The following is a 19,984-nucleotide window of genomic DNA, read 5'->3' on the forward strand; positions in this document are numbered from 1 at the left end:
CCCGCGCCTTGAAACAAGCAGGCGCGCCGCCGATGCAGCACCTGATCCAGTTCACGCCGCTACCCACGCGCCGTCACGACCAGGAACAGAGCAAACGACTCGGGCAAAGAAGTCGCCAGCATCAGGCTTGCCCCCGCGACATCAGGCCGTCCTGCACCGGGTAGGCATAAGCCAGAATCTCCTGCGCCCCTTCCAGCGCCTGCACCACGTCCAGCACCGCCTGAACCAGGGCCGGATCGGTGTCGTGGTCCAGCAGCCGGGGCAAGGCCCGAGCCAGCTCGCCGGGCCGCTGCTCAAAACCCTCCATCAAAGCACAAACACGCTGCACGCAATCCTGCTGCGCCGCCCCCTGTGTGCCCAGGCGCTGCAACGCCACCATGCCGTAGCCCAGATTAATCAAGGACACCGCCCCCGGCGGCACCTGCGCGCCCAACCACTGCAACAGACGCAGCAGCTGACGCGCCGCCCGGCTGCGCCAAGCCCGCACACGACGCGGCGGTCTGCGCCGGATCAACGGGTACAATTCACGCACCATGCGGCGCACCAAGGCCTGCCCGCGGGATTGCGTACGACGCGGCAACACATAAAAGGCCGCGCACACCACGGCGGCACCGGCAATCAACGCGGCCGATCCCTGGACGATAGCCGACACGGCCACCGCCGGCATGCCCGCCTGACTGGCCAGTTGAAAACACATATTGGCATCCAGCGCCGGCATCGCCGTGGGCCGGTTGGCGCGTGCCAGACCACCCAACAGCATAAAGGGCAAGACCGACACAATAACCTGCCAGTCCTGCACCACATGCGGCTGCACGGCGTAGCGATACAAACCCGCCACACAAGCCCCCACCACTACGCCGATAAAAATATTGCGCACCATCAGATGGGGCCTGGGCATGGAACCCAGAATCATGGAAAAGATGCACACGCCTATGGCGGCCAGTTCCAGGGCCGGACTGTTCAACGCATACGCCAAGGCTCCGGCCACAAACCCAGCCACACCCGATATCGCCCCGGTGCGCAGGGCCAATGCCCAGTCCACCGCCACCGCCGGCACGGCCAAAGAACGATGGCTGCGCCGGGGCGGATGGGTCGCAAACAGCCCCTGCCCCGCCCGCCGTATCTGCCCCATCGCACGCCGCACACGTGCCAGACTGACCTCCCGCGCCGCTAGACCGGATCGTTTGCCCGGCACGACAAGATCGCGCCCCGCCTGCAAGTCGTCCGCCTGCTGCAACAAAAGCCGCGCATATTCCGGATGACAAGACAGACCTCGGGCGCGCTGATCGGCAATCACACGGCTGGCCGCCAGCAATTCGATGGCGGCATACAATAAGGCATCCACATATGGTATGCGCCGATACGCCTGCAAAGAACCGGCCGCATTCAATCGGGCCTGCGCATCCAGTTCGCTCAGCTCAGCCAACACCCGCGCACTCAACTCAGGCGCATCTTTCTGATATTCCGGGCCCAGATAATGCGCGCTCAAGCGCAAGGCATCCGCCGCCAGATCCCGTACCCGCCCGTAAAAATCGCCCCGCCGACTGTGCGGCGTCCCCCAGCCCGAAATCAAGGTGGCCACCAGCACGCCGATCAAGGTGCACTCCACCCGCGACAAGGCCAGCTCAAACGAAGCCTGCGGTGCCAGCACGGATGGCAACACCACCACCGCCGTCGTAATACCGGCCAGCATGGGCAAATAACTGTGCGCGCCGCGCAACACATGCGTCAGGGCCGAACCGGTGGCCACCACCAGCGCCATGCAGGCCAACTGCAGATACGGATCGGGCAAATACAAAAAAGCCAGACCCAGCGCCGCCCCCACCAAGGTGCCGCCGATACGGAACAGCGCCCGCTCGTAAATCAAGCCCCGCGAAGCCTGGGAAATCACCCAAACCGGCATGGCCGCCCAATACGGATTATCCACCCCCAGCCATACCGCAATCGCAAAGGACAAAGATGCCGCCAAGGCCAGACGCAAGCCCTGCCACACCGCAGCACGGTCCAGTTGGATCAGTTTGGGAAACACAGGAATGAAGACGATAAGCTACTAAAGCTTGATTATATCGTTAGCGCGGCTGTCAATCGTAGAGCATCACTATGGGCTAAGCCTGAACCAAATCATAGCTAACCTACATATCAAAAAAAAAACGACAGCTACTGCCCGAAAATCCCGCCTGCTGAAAAATCAAAAACCGTATCCAAAACGACGCAGACCGGAACCATTCACCTGATCCGCAACACCTCGATCAAAAATTTGTAATATATTGCAGGCCATAGTTACACTGAAAATTGAAATTTTTAGATCCTTCCACGTTACCCAGCGTCTCCCGACCTAGAAGAACAGTATTTTCTGCCATCCACCATACCTCAGAGACTCCTGCCCTGCGATTTAATGTTGCCATGAAGAAAAGACGCCAGCAGAAAACCCATCGGCTCCTCAAAAAGCTCATCACCATTGGTCTAGTCGGAATATCACTGCCTGTCTTTGCACAATCGACTCGCATTTCAACGAATGAACTGGATGCACAAAAGTCCGCCTTCCAGATCAAACTCGACCATCTTCAAGAGATTCAACATCAGCACTTTGGATGGCTGAACCAACGAATCGACGATGCACTCATCAAGACCGAGCAAACCGATCCTGTCCTGGCCCAAGAACTAGCGACTCAAGGTCAGATTTTTCAAGTCAAAATCGAAAACCTAGAAGCCAATCAAAGAACCGATATTGAGTCGCTCAATAAGCGCATCGACGATGCGCTCGAGAAGACCGGACAATCGGTTGATCGTTTTGGTTTTCTGTTAGCTGTTTTTTTAGCCGGTCTAGGCTTAGTAGGCTTACTTACTGTAAACAGCAGATCAAGGGAAGAGGCTAAAAAAGCCACACAAGAATGGTTAACTAATAATGCAGAAGCAATTTTAAAAACAACCGAGCAAAAAGCCGAAAAACGCCTACAAGAGGTTTTAGACGATCTGGACAGGAACTTGAAAACTTTTAGCGATCATGCTCAAGCTGCAACTGCGGCCATTGCGCGACAGCAAGCTAACATAGGAGATGATAAAAACAATCAAACACAGTCTGCTCTTCCAAACGCTGAAGACAAATCTGCCCTTCAGATTCGAGATGAAGAACTCCAGAAAAAACCAGAGTCTGCCTACTCCTTCAATGACTGGAATACGCGTGCCCATGCTGCCTATGCGGTTGACAGACTCGAAGACGCCGCCTACTTCTGGAAGCGAGCCTCCCTTATGGAAAATGCTAAAGAAATAGATATCGCCAAAGCGCTCTACAACAAAGGGGTCACGCAAGGTCAGATGGGAGACAATGCAGCTGCGATCGAAAGCTATGACGAGGTCATACGCCGCTATGGCGATGCGCCCGAACAAGCACTGCGAGAACAGGTAGCGAAGGCGCTATACAACAAGGGAGTTCGGCTAGGCCAGATGGGAAACAACGCAGCAGCCATCGAAAGCTATGACGAGGTCATACGCCGCTATGGAGATGCGCCCGAACAAGCGCTGCGAGAACAGGTAGCGAAGGCGCTATACAACAAGGGAGTTCGGCTAGGCCAGATGGGAAATCACGCAGCAGCAATCGAAAGTAACAACGAGGTCATACGCCGCTATGGCGATGCGCCCGAACAAGCACTGCAAGTACAGGTAGCAAAGGCCTTGTACAACACTGGTGTCGCTCAAGGCCTGATGGACGACAACGCGACAGCTATCGAAAGCTATGACGAGGTCATACGCCGCTATGGAGATGCACCGGAGCTAGTCTTGAGAGAACACGTCGCGAAGGCGCTATACAACAAGGGAGTTCAGCTAGGCCAGATGGGAAACAACGCAGCAGCAATCGAGAGTAACAACGAGGTCATACGCCGCTATGGCGATGCGCCCGAACAAGCACTGCGAGAACGGGTAGCAAAGGCGTTGTACAACACTGGTGTCGCTCAAGGCCTGATGGACGACAACGCGACAGCTATCGAAAGCTATGACGAGGTCATACGCCGCTATGGAGATGCACCGGAGCTAGTCTTGAGAGAACACGTCGCGAAGGCGCTGTCCGGCAAAGGAGTTAGGCTAGGCCAGATGGGAAACAACGCAGCAGCTATCGAAAGTTACGACGAGGTCATACGCCGCTATGGCGATGCGCCCGAACAAACACTGCGAGAACAGGTAGCAAAGGCGCTATCCGGCAAAGGAGTTAGGCTAGGCCAGATGGGAAACAACGCAGCAGCTATCGAAAGCTATGACGAGGTCATACGCCGCTATGGCGATGCGCCCGAACAAGCACTGCAAGAACAGGTAGCGACGGCGCTATACAACAAGGGGGCTCGGCTAGGCCAGATGGGGAACAACGCAGCAGCTATCGAAAGCTATGACGAACTCATACGCCGCTATGGCGATGCGCCCGAACAAGCACTGCGAGAACAGGTAGCGAAGGCGCTGAACAACAAGGGAGTTCGGCAAGGCCAGATGGGAAACAACGCAGCAGCTATCGAAAGCTATGCCGAGGTCATACGCCGCTATGGCAATGCGCCCGAACAAGCACTGCAAGAACAGGTAGCGACGGCGCTATACAACAAGGGGGCTCGGCTAGGCCAGATGGGGAACAAAGCAGCAGCTATCGAAAGCTATGACGAACTCATACGCCGCTATGGCGATGCGCCCGAACAAGCACTGCGAGAACAGGTAGCGAAGGCGCTATACAACAAAGGGGTCACGCAAGGTCAGATGGGAGACAATGCAGCAGCGATCGAAAGCTATGACGAGGTCATACGCCGCTATGGCGATGCGCCCGAACAAGCACTGCGAGAACAGGTAGCGAAGGCGCTGAACAATAAGGGAGTTCGGCTAGGCCAGATGGGAAACAACGCAGCAGCTATCGAAAGCTATGACGAGGTCATACGCCGCTATGGCGATGCGCCCGAGCAAGCACTGCGAAAACAGGTAGCGAAGGCGCTGAACAACAAGGGAGTTCGGCAAGGCCAGATGGGAAACAACGCAGCAGCTATCGAAAGCTATGCCGAGGTCATACGCCGCTATGGCAATGCGCCCGAACAAGCACTGCGAGGACAGGTAGCAAAGGCACGCAACAATAAGAACATCATCCAAAAATAAATAATCGAAAACACAGAGCCAAATGAATAACCGCTCCCAGTTGCCAGCCTGCGCTAAGTCCCCTGCTCCCCCAAACGCATCATAATGTGCTCGATCCCCGCGTCGTCGAACACCTCGCCGTATTCCACAAAACCGCGTTTGCGGTAGAAGTTCCGGGCCTGGCATTGGGCGGCCAGTTTCAGTTCGGCATGGCCGGCCTGCCAGCCCAGTGCCAGTAAATGGTCCAGGACGCGGCCGCCCAGACCGGTCGCGCGCCAGGGGCGGCGCACGGCCAGCCGCCCTATGTACCCGTCGGGGCGCAAGCGGCCGGTTGCCACCGGCAGGTCGTGCACATAGACCACTACATGGACACAGGCCGGATCGTATTCATCCACTTCGTCGGCCAGCGGCACTTGCTGCTCCGCGACGAACACCTCCAGCCTCACGGCCAGCGCATCTGCCGCCAATTGGGTCCAATCGCCAGTGCGGAATCGTTCGTCTTGTCGGGCAGAAATCATGCTGTTTTTCCTGAAAGAAGTTCTGCAAAAGCGTGGCAAAACCGTACGGAGCGGTCTATTATGTGCATGGTACGGCGTTCCGACCCACAAGATCGGCAGCGTCCTCGCATTTATTTTTGACAGGAGTCATTATGCGCCAGTGGCTGACACGCTATACAGCCTTCTATGTGATTATCGCCCTTACCGCCCTGTCCCTGCTGTTGGCCTTGTTCGGCAGCGCCGGCTGGCTGTGGCTGGCCATTCCCGGCATGGCGCTGTGCGCACTGGGCATGGTGGACCTGACGCAAACGCGCCACGCCATACGCCGCAACTATCCGGTCATCGGCAATCTGCGTTTTCTGTTCGAGGCTGTGCGCCCCGAAATCCGCCAGTACTTTCTGGAAAGCGACACCCAGCAGTTGCCGTTTTCCCGCGCCGACCGCTCCCTGGTCTACCAGCGCGCCAAGCAGCAAGTAGACAAACGCCCCTTTGGCACCCAGCAAGAGGTCTACGGCAACGGCTACGAATGGATCAACCATTCCATGAATCCCAGCCACATCGCCGACCCCGAATTCCGGGTTCAGGTGGGCGGGCCGTCCTGTACCCAGCCCTACTCCCTGTCCGTGCTGAACATTTCGGCCATGAGTTTCGGTGCCCTGTCCGCCAATGCCGTGCTGGCCCTGAACAAAGGCGCGCGCATGGGTAATTTTGCGCATGACACCGGCGAAGGCGGCGTCAGCACTTACCATTTGCGCCACAGCGGCGATCTGATCTGGAACATAGGCTCGGGCTACTTCGGCTGCCGCGACGAGCAGGGCAATTTCTCGCCGGAACGCTTTGCGGAGCGGGCCACCCAGGATCACATCAAGATGATCGAGATCAAGCTGTCGCAAGGGGCCAAACCAGGCCACGGCGGCATCCTGCCGGGGGCCAAGGTAACAGCGGAAATCGCCGCAGCGCGTGGCGTGCCCGTCGGCCAGGACTGCAACTCGCCCCCGCATCACAGCGCATTTTCCACGCCGGTGGAACTGCTGCAGTTTGTAGAACAACTGCGCACGCTGTCCGGCGGCAAGCCGGTGGGCTTTAAGCTGTGCATAGGCCACCCTTGGGAATGGTTTGCCATTGCCAAGGCCATGCTCAAGACCGGCATTACGCCGGACTTTATCGTGGTGGACGGTGCTGAAGGCGGCACGGGCGCGGCACCGGTGGAATTTGTGGATCATGTGGGCACGCCGCTGCGCGAAGCCTTGCGCCTGGTCCACAATACCTTGGTGGGGATAGGCCTGCGCGAACAGATACGCCTGGGCGCATCGGGCAAGATCATCAGCGCCTTTGACATGGCGCGCATCATGGCCCTGGGCGCGGACTGGTGCAACAGCGCGCGCGGCTTTATGTTTGCCGTCGGCTGCATCCAGGCCCAGGCCTGCCATACCGACAAATGCCCGACCGGCGTCACCACGCAAGACCCGCTGCGCCAGAAAGCCCTGGTCGTGGACGACAAGTCCTTGCGTGTCGCCAGCTTCCACACCAACACCTTGAAAGCCCTGGCCGAACTGCTGGCCGCCGCCGGCCTAAAACACCCGGATCAATTGCGCCCGCACCATATCGCGCGGCGCATCAGCAATGGCGAAATCCGCGTGCTCTCGGCCCTGTTCCCGGATCTGGAAAAAGGTGAACTGCTGCGCGGCCACTATCGGCAGACCATTTTCCGCGTCGGCTGGCCCATGGCCAACCCCGACTCGTTTGAACCGGCTTACAGCCTGAGCAAGGCGCTCTCGAGCCTGAATGACCAGGCCGACCACGACGAACCACCCAAAAAGCAGGACGCCGCCGACAGCGCCGGACAAACTCTGGCCTGACCCCGACGATGCGGCCGCCGTCCTAGCGCGACTGCCGCATCGTTCCCACGCCGACATCCACTTCCCCATAAACCTGCACGCCGGGCGAAGTCTTGAACCCGGCATCGGCACAATTACGCCCCCCGGCACACCCCAGCAGTGCCAGCGTCATCAGCACGCAGACAGCCGCACGCATCATTTGTCCCATATCAACTCCTGCATAATGGCCTCGTACTGTGCCAGAAAATCCCCCAATACGGATTTCCAACTGTACTAGAATGCAGGAATCATGATCAGGCATACTGCACTTTCCGCACCCCGCTCCGGCCACCGGCTTTTGCTGGTTCTGGCGCTGTGCGCTCTTGTGCTGCGCGGCCTGATCCCCGCCGGCTACATGCCGGCCTCCGGCCCGGACTACAGCGCCGCCATCACCTTCTGTGTGCAAGGCGAACCGGCTCTGGCCAACTGGGCTGGCCACGCTCCGGAATCGGGTTCGGACGAACACACCGTCCATCCAGCCTGTTTATTTGGCCAGGCGCAGGCACAGAACGTGCTGCCCCCAAGCCCCTTGCCCGTCTGGGCACCGGTTTTTCTGCCTGTCCACACCTGGACAGCCGCCGCTTCGCCTGTCTGGCCCGCACCGGCCCATACCGGCCCCGCCCTGGGGGCCCGCGCCCCGCCAGCGCCCCTGCTGTCCTGACTGTTTTTACACGGCCAGCAGGCCGTATATCACTATTGAATCTAGCGGGATCTTTCTATGAAGGCTTCACACCCTCGCCGCCGACTGCTGCTCGGCCTGCTGGCCACGCCCTTTGTGCTGGCCGCCTGCAAAGACAGCACGCCCAAACAGGCGGCCTTCAGCAATCTGGAAGGCGTCAACCTGAGCAGTGCGGATTTCGGCAAAGACTTCGCCCTGACCGACACCGAAGGACAACGGCGCACCCTGGCCGATTATCGCGGCAAGGTCGTGCTGATCTTCTTTGGCTTTACCCAATGCCCCGATGTCTGCCCCACCGCGCTGACGCGCGCCGTGGACATCAAAGAGCAATTGGGCAAGGACGGCGACAAAATCCAGGTTCTGTTCATTTCCGTAGACCCGGAACGCGACAGCAACGAGCTGCTGCGGGCCTATATGCAGGCGTTCGATCCGGGTTTCGTGGCCTTGCGGCCCACACAGGAAGAACTGGCCAAGACCGCCCAGGATTTCAAGGTCTTCTACCAGAAAGTGCCCACCGGCTCGAGCTACACCATGGACCACAGCGCGCTGACCTATGTCTACGACACACACGGCAAGCTGCAGATCGCCCTGCGCCATACGCAGACTACCGAAGAAGCGGTAGCCGACCTGCGCCAGGTGCTGGCTCTGTCCCACTGAACACGCAAGGAATTTCAACATGCAACGCACATTTATCTCCTCTCTGATCGGCCTGGCTTTGCTGGGCGCTGCCTCGTTGGCTCAGGCCCAAGTCACTGTTGCCGAACCCTGGGTGCGGGCCACCGTGGCCGGCCAGCAAGCCACCGGTGCCTTCATGGCGCTACAGTCCACCGACCAGGCTAAGCTGGTCGGCGTGCGCAGTCCCCTGACCCAACAGGCGGAAATCCACGAAATGGTCATGGACAAGGACGTCATGCGCATGCGCCAAGTCCAACACATCGACTTGCCGGCCGGCAAAGCGGTAGAACTGAAGCCCGGCAGCTACCACATCATGCTGATGGGACTGAAGCAGCAGGTCAACGCGGGAAGCAATGTAGATTTGACTCTATTGATCGAAACCGCCGCCGGCCAGAAACAGGAAATCGCCGTACGCGCTCCGGTGCGTGCCCTTAATGCCAAGTCCGGCCAGGGCCACCATGACGGACACGGTCATAAAGCACATTGACACTCGGATACACATTGAGGGTTTTCCAGAATGTGCATGGGAAAGCGGCAGCGGTACATTGAAACCACTGACACAGCGTCAGTAAGTTGCTCTGAAACGGCAGCTTTCCCAAACTGTCATCATGACAGTTCAGCGCCGCAAAAGCGGCAAACAGGCCCTACCGCAACGGTAGGGCCTTCGTGTTTATAGCCCCTGCCGACCCGCCGGACTCGGCGTTCGGCCCCGGCTGTTTTTAGTGCGATATTGTCGTGCCCAGCACGGCCAGAAACTGGGCCAGCCATTGCGGATGCGCGGGCCAGGCCGGGGCAGTCACCAGTTTGCCATCGGTCACGGCTTGGTCGACCGCGATATCGGCATAACGTCCGCCTGCCAGCTCCACATCGGGACGACAGGCAGGATACGCCGAACACTCCCGCCCTTTCAGCACCCCGGCCGCTGCCAGCAATTGGGCACCGTGGCATACCGCCGCCACCGGTTTGTCGGCATCAAAAAAATGACGCACCAGCTCGATGACGCGGGGATTCAGACGCAGGTATTCGGGGCCGCGCCCGCCAGGAATCAGCAGCGCATCGTAGTCTTGACCGCGCACCGCATCAAAGTCGGCATTCAGACGAAAATTGTGGCCACGCTTTTCCGAATAGGTCTGCTCACCCTCGAAGTCGTGAATAGCCGTTGCGATCGTATCGCCCGCTTTCTTATCCGGGCAGACGGCATCCACACGATGGCCCACGGCCAACAAAGTCTGGAACGGCACCATGGTCTCGTAGTCTTCGCAATAATCACCGCAGATCATCAGAATCTTCTTGCTCATTATGGCTCCTTGACGTTGGACAAGCCCCCCATAGAAGGAGGCCACGCCGTGCGCCGGTCGCAACGGCGATCTGCCCATCATCGCCCAGGCACATGACGCGCGCAAGTCGCCCCGACAACAGGCAAAATACGCACAGAACGTAACAAAAATACACAAAAGTCCATTACCATCGTGCCTTACGTCTTGCGACGCTCTCTTCCCACCACTCATCGTCCCATCATGCGTCTAAAAAAAGAAAGCCTGGGCCGGGATTTCCTGATCTTCGCCCTGATTACCGCCTTGTTCACTCTGGGCGTCGCCGTTTTTCTGTACTTCTATTTCCCCGACTTCTACCGCTGGCTGGGCTCGCGCGACTTTGTGCGCGGCGAACAGGAAGGCGTATTCGATCTGCAGTCCTATACCGGTGTCATGCAGATCGTGCTGGGCATGCCCATCGCCCTGGCCGGATCAGTCTATGCCATCTATCTGGCGCGTCAGAGCATGAATCTGTCCAGACTCAGCCACGAACAGACCCAGGCCTTGAACCGCAACGCACTGAGCAATCAATACAAAGAAAAACTCAACAAAGCATCGCACGCCTTTCACGAACTGACCCTGACCCTGCGCGATCTGAACCTAGGTTCGCTGGCCGTCTACAGCATGGCCAGCAAAGCCATCAACTTCAGCACCAGCATGTGGGGCGCCGGGCCGGAAGGCAGCCGCGAATCCATGACGGCCGCCGGCCAGCAGCTATTCCAGACACTGGAGCGCCTGCGCGCCGCGCTGGAAGTCATTTACGCCGACCCCGCCCTGCGCCAGTTGCTGGAAGCCAGACTGCGCAACGCCAACCTGATCCACACCATAGACCAGGACTGGCTTAAAGACAGCGACCGCCAGGACCTGCCCCTGCTGAACGCCGTGCTTGCCAGCGATTATCTGGCCATCTCCGATCACCTGGCCCAGCGCGCCCGCAGCCTGCACGGTCAGGAACTGATCATGGCCTCGCTCGAAGCCCTGGCCGGGATCGCCCTGCGCTGGTCGCTGTCCGACGAGCACCGCACCCAGAATCCGCAGTTGCTGCAACACCTGCTGGACACCGATATCAACGATGGGGCCGAAGTGGCCAACGACTACGCCGAGGAATTCGGCCTGCGTTTTCTGGGCGTGGTGCTGCTCAAGTATTCATGCAGCGTCAGGCTGAACTCCCCGCTGCCGCACGACTGGCGCATCGATCTGGGCACAGCGGCCTTTGTGGATCTAATCAAGGCCCTACCCAGCCGCGAGGACATCAAGCAATGCGTGGATAATCAAGAGGGGCAGCTCTTGCATGACCTGCGCCTGCTGCACGTTGACACCGACGCCTATATTGACCTGGTTACCGAACCCAAGCGCTCGCTTTCGTCGGTGCTGCAATATCATGTCCAGCAATTGCTGGACATATACCCGTCATACCGACATCGCATGGGCCTGATTCGCCCCGATTCCCAAGGCGAACCCTTGCGCCAGCTCGGTCGTATCGCCAGCCAGATCGCCGGCGGACAAAGCCTGAGCCAGGACAACATCCAAAACAGCATCATTCAGGTGGCCATACGCAATATCCTGGAGATGGGTGATTCGGGCGTGCTGACACCCCGGCAGCTACGCCCGGCGGTGCAGGCCCTGGCACGCGCCCATACCGAACCGCTGGCCCTGTTCGTGCTGGAACCAGACCTGCTGGCCGTGCTGGGCGCAGCCCTGTCACCCGCCCTGACGACCGATCTGCTGGTTCAACTGTCCGAGCTGCCCATGCGCCAGGAACAGGCGGCTGCCCGTCTCCAGCTGATGCTGCAACTGGCGACGATGCTGGCCGAGCAGGAGCAAACAGCTCTCGCCACCCAAACCGTGCAGTCCGCCTCGGAACTGCTCGGCACCCTGTTCGAGCACCACTTGCCTTTGCTCCAGCAATACTACCTGGAGCAGGCGGACGCCCCCACGCACTGCGCACCAATACTGTTCGCCATCGTGCTGCGCAATACCATCTGGTGCCATCCGCTGCGCGTCCTGCTGGAGGGCAAGCCCTTACGCGCCCGCATGCTGTATGCCACCGACGCGGTGCTGCCCATCCTTTACCGACGCTTTCACCAGCTCAATCAGCTGGACTGGGCCGACACACTGGAACAATGGGAAGGCATCCCGCAGCCCGAACACCTGATGCGTTGGCACCAGGCGCTGCAAGACTGGCTGCTCAACAGCCAGTCCAATGACCAAGGCAACATCGAGCTGGACCTGGCCGCTCTCTGACCATCATTCGGGCGGGCCTGGCTCAATCAACGCTAGGCCTGCCCAGCGGACTGCGGTACAGTGGAAAAGGCATCGTTTGTCGTCACCCTCTGGAGTACGCATATGACCCCTAGTCCTGAACACCGCCCCTCTTCCGAACTGCTGCGCCATCTCCCCCTGAAACCCGGATGGCTGATCGGCTTGGGCATCGCCCTGATCGTGCTGGGCCTGATTGCCCTGGCCTATGTCGTGGGGGCCACGGTCGCCAGCGTGGTCTATATCGGCGTGCTGATGGCCCTGGGCGGCGTGCTGCAACTGGCCCATGCCTGGAGCGCCAAAGGCTGGAAGGGCTTTCTGCTCTGGAGTCTGAGCGGCGTGCTCTACCTGCTGGCCGGCGTGGTCGCCATCAGCAATCCATTGGTGGGTGCCACCATCCTGACCCTGATCTTCGGGGCCTTCCTGATCGCCTCCGGTTTTCTGCGCCTGTGGGTCTGGTTCCAGAACCGCGCCCAGGCCGGCGGCGGCTGGCTGGCTTTTTCTGGTCTGATTACCTTGGCGGCCGGCCTGATCATTGCCGCCGGCTGGCCGGGCAACAGCATCTGGGTACTGGGCCTGATTCTAGGCATAGACCTGCTGACCCAAGGCTGGGCAATTTTGCTGCTGGGCATGGCGGTCAAACGCAGCGATTCATAATTATATTTCGCGGCCGGCCACCACAGACAGGCGCTCCCGACAGCGCCTGTCTCTTGCCCAAACGCTCAAAACGACAGCTCCGGCAAACCGGCGTCACGTGTGCGCAGCCACGGCAAGCGGGCCCGCGCCAGCATGGCGGCATCGCCCTGGCTATCGCCATACGCCATATCCAGGCTGACCGACTCTTGACCCAGCCACATTTGCAGGCGCCGCACTTTTTCCTCGCCCCAGCAATTGGGGCTGCCCAGACCCGAAAAACGGCCCTGGCCATCAAACGCCAACTCGGTCGCCAGGACCTGCGCTATCCCTTCCTGATGCGCCCAAACCTGCAAATACAGTGACGGCGAGGCACTGACCAGTACCACCGTATCCCCACGACGGCGGTGCGCCCGTAGGCGCTCCAGCATTTCCGGACGCAAAAGCCCAGGCAGATACTCGCGCACATACACATCCGCCAGCGCCTGCAACTGGTCACGATCCAGTCCCGCCAAGGCGCTGGCCAAAAACCGCGCCTTGATGGCCTGACGACGCACCGGGCCACGATCCAGCCACAGCAGGCGGGGCAGACAAGCCAGATACGCCTTCAGGCATACGGTCCAGCCGCGCATGCGCCGCACAAAGTCCTGCAAACTGTCCCTGTCGGTAATCGTGCCATCGAAATCAAATGCAACCAGCACGCGCAGCCCTCCTGGCGGAAAACTGGCAGTGTATAGGAGCGGGAACCTGTGCGGCGACCTTTTTCAGACTAACGCGCCGGCATGTCGGCCGGCCCATAAACCAGATCGGCGCGTGCCTGCGCAGGGATAGCCGGCATGCTGTCGGCCCACTGAAGATACGTGTCCCGCATGCGTTGCAGCCGCTGCGGTTCGCGCCGCGCCAGATTGGATCTCTCGCGTTCGTCCTGGGCTAGGTCGAACAAGTATTCGTACTCGTCCACCTTCAGGTACTTCCAGTCTCCCTGGATCAGGGCATGCTGGGCGCGATGCTTCATGCGCCAGAACAGGGAACGTGTCGGATCGGGAGCGCCTACTCCACGCAACAGCGAAACTAAAGACGTGCCATCGGGCTCGTATTCCGAAGGGGGACGCACACCGGCCAGATCCCAGAATGTAGGAGCCCAATCCATGGTCATGCATGGGACATCCGTAATGCCTGGACGCACCACGGCAGGCCAGTGCACCACTTGCGGCACCCGAATGCCGCCTTCGGTCAAGTCCATCTTCCCGCCCACCAAGGGCCAATTATTGGAGTAGCGTTCGCCGCCATTGTCGCTGGTAAAAACAATCAAAGTATCGTGCAGCAGACCACACTCCTGCAACGCCACGCAAAGCGCACCGATGCCCTCGTCCATTTCACGGATCATTTGTCGATAAATATGGATGGAGCCGCTCTCAAGATCGCTGAGCCTGGCCGGAAAGGTGTAATCGCCTGTCTGCGACATGGCACGCGTCTGCCAGGGCCAGTGTGGCGCGGTGTAATGCAGACTCAGCAAGAAAGGGGCTTTATCCTGCCCCCGCCGGCGCACATACTGCACCGCTCGTTCGCTGAGCAAATCCGTCAAATAGCCCTGCGCCTGCACCGGCTGGCCATCCTGATACAAGGCCCCTTCGCCATTATTATCCGTATGGCGCAAATAATCCGCCCCGCCGGACAAAATACCCCAATGCTGCTCGTAACCACTGTGCAAAGGACCGAAATGCGGCGGATAGCCCAGATGCCATTTGCCGATCAACGCCGTGCGGTAGCCCTGCTCCCGCAGCAGCGAAGGCAAGGTAGGATGCTCGGGCGGCAGGCCCACAACCTTGTCGCCCTTAAAGCGCGGCGTCAACGGCTCTTCGGCACCGCCTCGTAAACGATACTGGTACCGCCCCGTCATCAAGGCAAAACGGGTGGGCGAACAGACCGGCGAATTGGCATAAGCCCTGGTAAACCGCAAACCCTGACGCGCCAGGCGGTCCAGATTAGGGCTGGTATCGGCCAGCCCGCCATAACAGCCCAGATCGGCATGCCCCAGATCATCGGCCAAAATAAATATGAAATTGGTCACGCCCTGTTCCTTACAAGGTTCCCGCCAGGCCGGCATCGCTAATAACCTGTTTGTAGCGGGCGCTGTCCCTGTCGATCTGCTGCTTGAACTCGTCCCGGCGCTTGATGGTGACATCCATGCCCAGCTCGCGCAACTTGGCGGCCATCGTCGGCTCGGACAAGGCCTGCACGAACGCGTCCTCCAGCCACTGCCGCTCCGCGCCATCCGTGCCTGCGGGCACAAAAAACCCGGTCCAACTGGCCACATCCACACCCGGAAAACCGGCCTCGCCCGCAGACGGCACCTGCGGCAGAATCGGCGTGCGCTCTTTTGTCGTCACCATCAAGGGGCGCAGCTTACCGGCCTTCAAATGCGGCAAAGACGGTGCCAGGGCATCGATCAGTACCGGCACATGGCCGCCCAGCACCGCCTGCAAAGCAGGCGTGCTGCCGTTAAAAGGCACGGGCGTGGGTGCCACGCCCGCCGCACGACTGATGACTTCCATGGCAATGCGCCCCGGCAAAGCACCATGCGCATACATGGAATACGCCGTCTGCCCCTTTTTAAGGCTGTCCACCCACTGCCCCACCGTCTGGATGCTGGAATCCGGTGGCACGCTCAACACCAAGGGCATGAATGTCGCCATCGCGACCGGCTCGAAATCCTTGGCCGGATCATAAGGCGCTTGTTTGTACAGAACCGGGTTGAACACCATGGTGGCATCAATGGCCGTCAGCACGGTATAGCCATCCGGCTTGGCGCGCGCCACATGGCGCGCAGCAATGGTGGTGTTGCCGCCGGGCCGGTTCTCGACCACAACGGACACGCCTTTTTGCTCCGATATTTTTTGCGCGATCAGGCGCGATAAGGTATCGGAGCCGCCGCCGGGCGCAAAAGGCACGACCAGCGTAATCGGCCGTTCCGGGTACTGGGCATGGGCGGGGGAACCGGCCATCACGGCCGCACCCAGAAAGAACACCAAGGCCGTATGTTGTATCTGATGCATCATATTGCTCCACCAAGTAATTGAAAAATCAGTCCAGCCGTATATCCAGACGGCGAATCAAAGGCTCGTACTTGCGCGATTCGGCCGCAATAAACTGCTCGAATGCCGCACCGGTACGCACATCGACGATCATGCCTTTGGACAAGAGACGGGCGCGCATCTGGGCCTGGTCCATGGCCTTGACCAGAGCGCTTTGCATCGCGGTCAGATCAGCCGCCGGAGTCTGTCGCGGAGCCACCACTCCCCACCAACTGGAAAAACGCAATGGCTGGCCAAGTTCAGTCAGGGTAGGAATCTGCTCGGCCTGCTCCAGCCGCCGATCCGCCGCCACCGCCACGGGCAAGACTCGCCCATCGGCAATCAAAGGTCCGCTGCCCACCAATAAATCAAAGATGAAATCCACCTCGCCGCCAGCCAGATCGGTCAATGCCGCCGCCGCGCCCCGATAAGGAATATGATCCGCCTGCACCCCCAGGTTCTGGGCCAGTTGGGCACCGGCCAGATGTGCCACCGTCCCTATGCCGGCCGACCCAAAGCGCAGGCGGCGCTGCTTGCCCAAGGCGCGCAAATCATCCAGCGTCTTTATCCCGCTGTCCGCCCGCACCAGCAATAACAAAGGCGCCTGCGCCAGCAAGGCCACGGGCTGCAGGCGCTCGGTTGCCTGTCGCTGGGCCGGTTGGCGAAACAAATAAGGATTCAGGGACAGTAAGCCGGTATGCGCAATCAAATAGTTGCGCTCGCCGGGCCGTTCGGCCAGCGTGGCCTGGATCGCCACCATGCCGCCTGCTCCGGGTTTATTCACGACCACGACAGGTTCGGACAAGGACTGGACCAGTGACGGTGTCAGATCTCGTGCCAGTTGATCGACAGCGCCGGCCGGAGGAAATGGCAGGACAAGATTAATAGAAGCTGCCAGCGCGAGCCCAGGAGTCCCGCACAGCACCAGCAGCCCGATTGCGACTCGTGACGCAGTTGCCCACATAATCATCTCCTATATGCCTAAAAATATACTGATGTATATTTTTAAATATAAAGGATCTGTTTTATGGACTCTATGCTTGATTTCCCTAAGCAGGCCATAGGCTTGGGAAACCTGACCAAAGCTGGAAATCAATCCTCAGCGTTACGATCCATATGCAAACCACCTTGAAATCGCGCATGCAGATCTGTCCACTGCGCTTGCATGGCCTGTTCGGCCGACAAGTCAGGACGCAGCCCTTTGGGCTCCAGGCGCATCAGTTCCAGACCGTAGCGGCTGGCTTGCAGATCCTGAGCGACGCAGGCTGCCTGCTGCGCCGCCTGCGCCGGGTGATCGCGCTTTAGGCTGCCCAAGACGCGCAAGCCTTGGGCGGCTTGTTCCAGCCGCCGCCGGACCGACGCGGCAATACTGACCGGCCAGACCTGCGTAAACACCAAATACATCACCGTATTGCCCAGCAAAACACCCATGACCCGATCACGGGCCGAATCCAGGTCCAGACTGGGGCCAAACCCGTGCAATACCACCAGGTAAAACGCGAAAGCGATCTGGATGCCCGCATATGAAATACGCTCCGGCCCATAAAAAACCCAGGCCCCCAGCAAGGACACCACAAACACCACCACCATCAAAGCGCCTATATCCACCAGATGCGGCACGACAAACAGGACCGTCAAAAAACCCAGTGCCGCGCCCAGCAGACAGCCCACTATGCGCAAAGCCAGCTTATGCACGGTTTCACCGGTGGAACCCAATGCCGCCACGTAGCAGGTAATCATGGCCGTATGTATGCCCTGCCAGTCCATCGCGCTGTACAACAAGTAACACAACACGGCCGCTGCCGTCGCCTTCAAGGCATGGTGCTGATACATGGGATTGGTCCATGCATCTGATGCCAAAAACGGTTCGCGCGGCGGGTCGGCCTTATCCGTAAGCCCCCCACCAGCCAGCGCCTTCAACGCCAGCCAAAGATCCATCGCCGCCCCGGCTCCTTGGGGCGACGCGGGCAACACGCCCACATCCGGCACGCGCCCTTGCTCCAGATCACGTGCCCACTGCCTGCACGCCTGCGCCCAATCCTGGCCTTGCTCGTTCGTCAAATCCTGTTCCCGCAAGGCCGCCACCGCCAGCAAGATCCGATAGGTATTCAAAATGGCTGGTTCCAGAATGGCCTGCTCCTGGGCAGGAACCAGATGAAACAGGCGCACCCATAACAAGCGTTTTTGCTGTACGGCCACGCCCAAGGCCAGATCCGCCCATAAGGCCTGCGCATCGGCCTGATCGAGCAAGGCGCTAGCGGCCAAACGCATGCGCGCCGCCAACTCGCGGCGCAACACCTTGTGCGGATACAGCCCAAAAAATAAATTGAACAGCAGCACCAGCCCCATAGGCGCACTGGCCATCAGCCAGGCATACAGCAAGGCTCGGGTGGCGATCTCGCCCACCGGCACATAACCGAGCAAGGTCAGGACAAAGGCAATGACCAGGGCCATAATGCCGCCTAAAGGCCCCAGCTTGCTGGCCACACCCAGAAACAATAAGGCAAAAGAGCTGATCGCCATCACCAGCAAACGCAGCGCCGGCGACTCAATGCTGAACTGGATGAGCGGCACCATCACCAGCACGACCAGCGACACCAGCACGACCAAGGCCAAGGCCAGTACTGAGCTTTCGCCCGAGTCCGACTTCATCACAAAGAAAATGACAAAGCAACTGACGGCCGATTCGGGAATGCCGTAGGTCATGGCCAGCATCACCATCAAGGCGCACAAAGCCGCTACCCGCCAACTGACCGCCAAGCGCCCCGGCGCAGGTTGCAGATCCTGCCAGACGGCCCACCCCAGGGCGGACAGGCGGGACTCAGCAGTCGCCATCGGCGTGAACAATCGTCGTGGCCGATGCACCCATGCGCATCAGGTTTTCGGGTGGGTTGTCCAGTCGAATCCGCACCGGAAAGCGCTGCGCCACTCGAACCCAGTTCAAGGACTTCTGGATATAAGGCAGGCTGCGGGGCAGATTGATCTGCTCCTGACTGCTCACGCCCCAGCCGATTTCCTCCACCTTGCCGCCCAGCTTGCGCGAAGGGTCGGCCAGCACGTACACAGTGGCGCAGGCCCCAGGCCGGATACGCGCCAGATCTGTTTCGCGGTACATGCCGGTCACATGCCAAGCATCGGTATCGATCAAGGTAAAGACGGATACGCCGGGCAGCAGATGCTCGCCGGAACCCACGCGCAGACCCACAATGCGCCCGTTGTGCGGTGCCTTGACCTGGGTGTGCTCCAGATCGCGCTGCGCCATGGCCAGACCGGCCTGACGCGCCTGCACCATCGCCTGCTCGGCCTGCGTATCGCCCACCAGCGCCTGGGCGGCCCCCGACTGTTCGATCGCCTGCTTGAGCGTCACCTCGGCATCGCGCTTGAGGGTATTGGCCTCCTCCAACTGTTGCTGCGACACATAGCCTTTGGCCGCCAGATTCGCCAGACGCCGCTGGCTTTGCGTGGCCATAGCCAGATTGGTGCGCGCGCGGGTGATCTGATCGTCGGCGATGGTGGCATTGTGCCCTTCGGCACGCACGGCGCGCTGCTTGAAGTCCAGCGTGGCCTGGGCCACCGCCAGTTCCGCCTGGGCCTGTTCGTGCCGCAGCCGGTAAAACTCGGGGTCAACGGTAAAAAGCAGTTCGCCCTGGCGCACATATTGCCCATCACGTACGGCCATCTGCTCGATGCGACCGGGCAAAGAGCTGGACACATGCACGACGTCTGCGCCTAAGACGGCATCGTCCGAAGCCGGATTGTTCGCCGCGCGCTGCATATACCGCCAGCCCAACAGCACAGCGGCGGCCACCGCCAACACGGTCACCAGCCAGGCCAGTTTCTTGCGGGAAGAAGGATTGCTTGCCGGGTTCATGGCCTT

The 19,984-nt window shown here is 59.9% G+C and carries 17 protein-coding genes; 7 read left to right on the plus strand and 10 right to left on the minus strand.

Annotated elements, in window-relative coordinates:
- Window positions 1-121: 121 nt before the first annotated feature.
- Window positions 122-2,029, minus strand: coding sequence for an FUSC family protein (locus tag AADW57_RS10985; RefSeq protein ID WP_341666936.1), 1,908 nt, complete (start codon window positions 2,027-2,029; stop codon window positions 122-124).
- 374 nt (window positions 2,030-2,403) lie between these two features.
- Here AADW57_RS10985 and AADW57_RS10990 point away from each other — a divergent pair, with 374 nt between their 5' ends.
- Entirely contained in the window at window positions 2,404-5,121 is a 2,718-nt protein-coding gene (locus AADW57_RS10990; RefSeq protein WP_341666937.1) for a tetratricopeptide repeat protein, read from the plus strand.
- Window positions 5,122-5,174: 53 nt separating this feature from the next.
- On the opposite strand, the gene AADW57_RS10995 is transcribed toward AADW57_RS10990, so the two are convergent.
- On the minus strand, window positions 5,175-5,618 hold the full coding sequence (locus tag AADW57_RS10995; RefSeq protein WP_341666938.1) for a GNAT family N-acetyltransferase: 444 nt from the start codon (window positions 5,616-5,618) through the stop codon (window positions 5,175-5,177).
- A gap of 131 nt (window positions 5,619-5,749) precedes the next feature.
- On the opposite strand from AADW57_RS10995, the gene AADW57_RS11000 reads away from it, so the two are divergent.
- On the plus strand, window positions 5,750-7,456 hold the full coding sequence (locus AADW57_RS11000; protein WP_341666939.1) for an FMN-binding glutamate synthase family protein: 1,707 nt from the start codon (window positions 5,750-5,752) through the stop codon (window positions 7,454-7,456).
- A 22-nt stretch (window positions 7,457-7,478) separates the two neighbouring features.
- Here AADW57_RS11000 and AADW57_RS11005 read toward each other — a convergent pair whose 3' ends face one another.
- Window positions 7,479-7,643 carry a hypothetical protein gene (locus AADW57_RS11005; RefSeq protein WP_341666940.1) on the minus strand — a complete coding sequence of 55 codons (165 nt, stop codon included), beginning with the start codon at window positions 7,641-7,643 and terminating at the stop codon, window positions 7,479-7,481.
- Between the two features lie 81 nt (window positions 7,644-7,724).
- Here AADW57_RS11005 and AADW57_RS11010 point away from each other — a divergent pair, with 81 nt between their 5' ends.
- The 3 genes from AADW57_RS11010 to AADW57_RS11020 are packed head-to-tail and all read left to right on the plus strand — an operon-like array spanning window position 7,725 to window position 9,315.
- The gene (locus AADW57_RS11010) at window positions 7,725-8,135 is read left to right on the plus strand and encodes a hypothetical protein (RefSeq protein ID WP_341666941.1); all 411 of its coding nucleotides are present in this window, start codon (window positions 7,725-7,727) and stop codon (window positions 8,133-8,135) included.
- A gap of 57 nt (window positions 8,136-8,192) precedes the next feature.
- The gene (locus AADW57_RS11015) at window positions 8,193-8,810 is read left to right on the plus strand and encodes an SCO family protein (protein WP_341666942.1); all 618 of its coding nucleotides are present in this window, start codon (window positions 8,193-8,195) and stop codon (window positions 8,808-8,810) included.
- A gap of 19 nt (window positions 8,811-8,829) precedes the next feature.
- Entirely contained in the window at window positions 8,830-9,315 is a 486-nt protein-coding gene (locus tag AADW57_RS11020) for a copper chaperone PCu(A)C (protein ID WP_341666943.1), read from the plus strand.
- 232 nt (window positions 9,316-9,547) lie between these two features.
- Here the strand turns inward: AADW57_RS11020 and AADW57_RS11025 are convergent, their stop codons facing one another.
- Window positions 9,548-10,126, minus strand: a complete 579-nt coding sequence (locus AADW57_RS11025) for a DJ-1/PfpI family protein (RefSeq protein ID WP_341666944.1) — start codon at window positions 10,124-10,126, stop codon at window positions 9,548-9,550.
- Between the two features lie 219 nt (window positions 10,127-10,345).
- On the opposite strand from AADW57_RS11025, the gene AADW57_RS11030 reads away from it, so the two are divergent.
- Together AADW57_RS11030 and AADW57_RS11035 are read left to right on the plus strand one after the other, a co-directional pair.
- Entirely contained in the window at window positions 10,346-12,385 is a 2,040-nt protein-coding gene (locus AADW57_RS11030; protein ID WP_341666946.1) for a hypothetical protein, read from the plus strand.
- A 102-nt stretch (window positions 12,386-12,487) separates the two neighbouring features.
- The gene (locus AADW57_RS11035) at window positions 12,488-13,057 is read left to right on the plus strand and encodes an HdeD family acid-resistance protein (RefSeq protein WP_341666948.1); all 570 of its coding nucleotides are present in this window, start codon (window positions 12,488-12,490) and stop codon (window positions 13,055-13,057) included.
- 65 nt (window positions 13,058-13,122) lie between these two features.
- On the opposite strand, the gene AADW57_RS11040 is transcribed toward AADW57_RS11035, so the two are convergent.
- From AADW57_RS11040 to mdtN, 6 genes are all read right to left on the minus strand, one after another.
- Window positions 13,123-13,734 carry an HAD-IB family hydrolase gene (locus AADW57_RS11040; protein WP_341666949.1) on the minus strand — a complete coding sequence of 204 codons (612 nt, stop codon included), beginning with the start codon at window positions 13,732-13,734 and terminating at the stop codon, window positions 13,123-13,125.
- A 68-nt stretch (window positions 13,735-13,802) separates the two neighbouring features.
- Window positions 13,803-15,140, minus strand: coding sequence for a sulfatase-like hydrolase/transferase (locus AADW57_RS11045; RefSeq protein ID WP_445819143.1), 1,338 nt, complete (start codon window positions 15,138-15,140; stop codon window positions 13,803-13,805).
- Entirely contained in the window at window positions 15,115-16,092 is a 978-nt protein-coding gene (locus AADW57_RS11050; protein ID WP_341666951.1) for a Bug family tripartite tricarboxylate transporter substrate binding protein, read from the minus strand. The genes AADW57_RS11045 and AADW57_RS11050 overlap by 26 nt, the downstream gene beginning before the upstream one ends.
- A 25-nt stretch (window positions 16,093-16,117) precedes the next feature.
- Window positions 16,118-17,071, minus strand: a complete 954-nt coding sequence (locus AADW57_RS11055) for a Bug family tripartite tricarboxylate transporter substrate binding protein (RefSeq protein ID WP_341666952.1) — start codon at window positions 17,069-17,071, stop codon at window positions 16,118-16,120.
- 128 nt (window positions 17,072-17,199) lie between these two features.
- On the minus strand, window positions 17,200-18,942 hold the full coding sequence (locus AADW57_RS11060; protein ID WP_341666953.1) for an FUSC family protein: 1,743 nt from the start codon (window positions 18,940-18,942) through the stop codon (window positions 17,200-17,202).
- On the minus strand, window positions 18,929-19,978 hold the full coding sequence (gene mdtN, locus AADW57_RS11065; RefSeq protein WP_341666954.1) for a multidrug transporter subunit MdtN: 1,050 nt from the start codon (window positions 19,976-19,978) through the stop codon (window positions 18,929-18,931). Before mdtN ends, AADW57_RS11060 begins: the two co-directional genes overlap by 14 nt.
- Between the last annotated feature and the right edge of the window lie 6 nt (window positions 19,979-19,984).

The sequence above is a fragment of the Alcaligenes sp. SDU_A2 genome, from assembly GCF_038237375.1.
Classification (GTDB): domain Bacteria; phylum Pseudomonadota; class Gammaproteobacteria; order Burkholderiales; family Burkholderiaceae_B; genus Alcaligenes.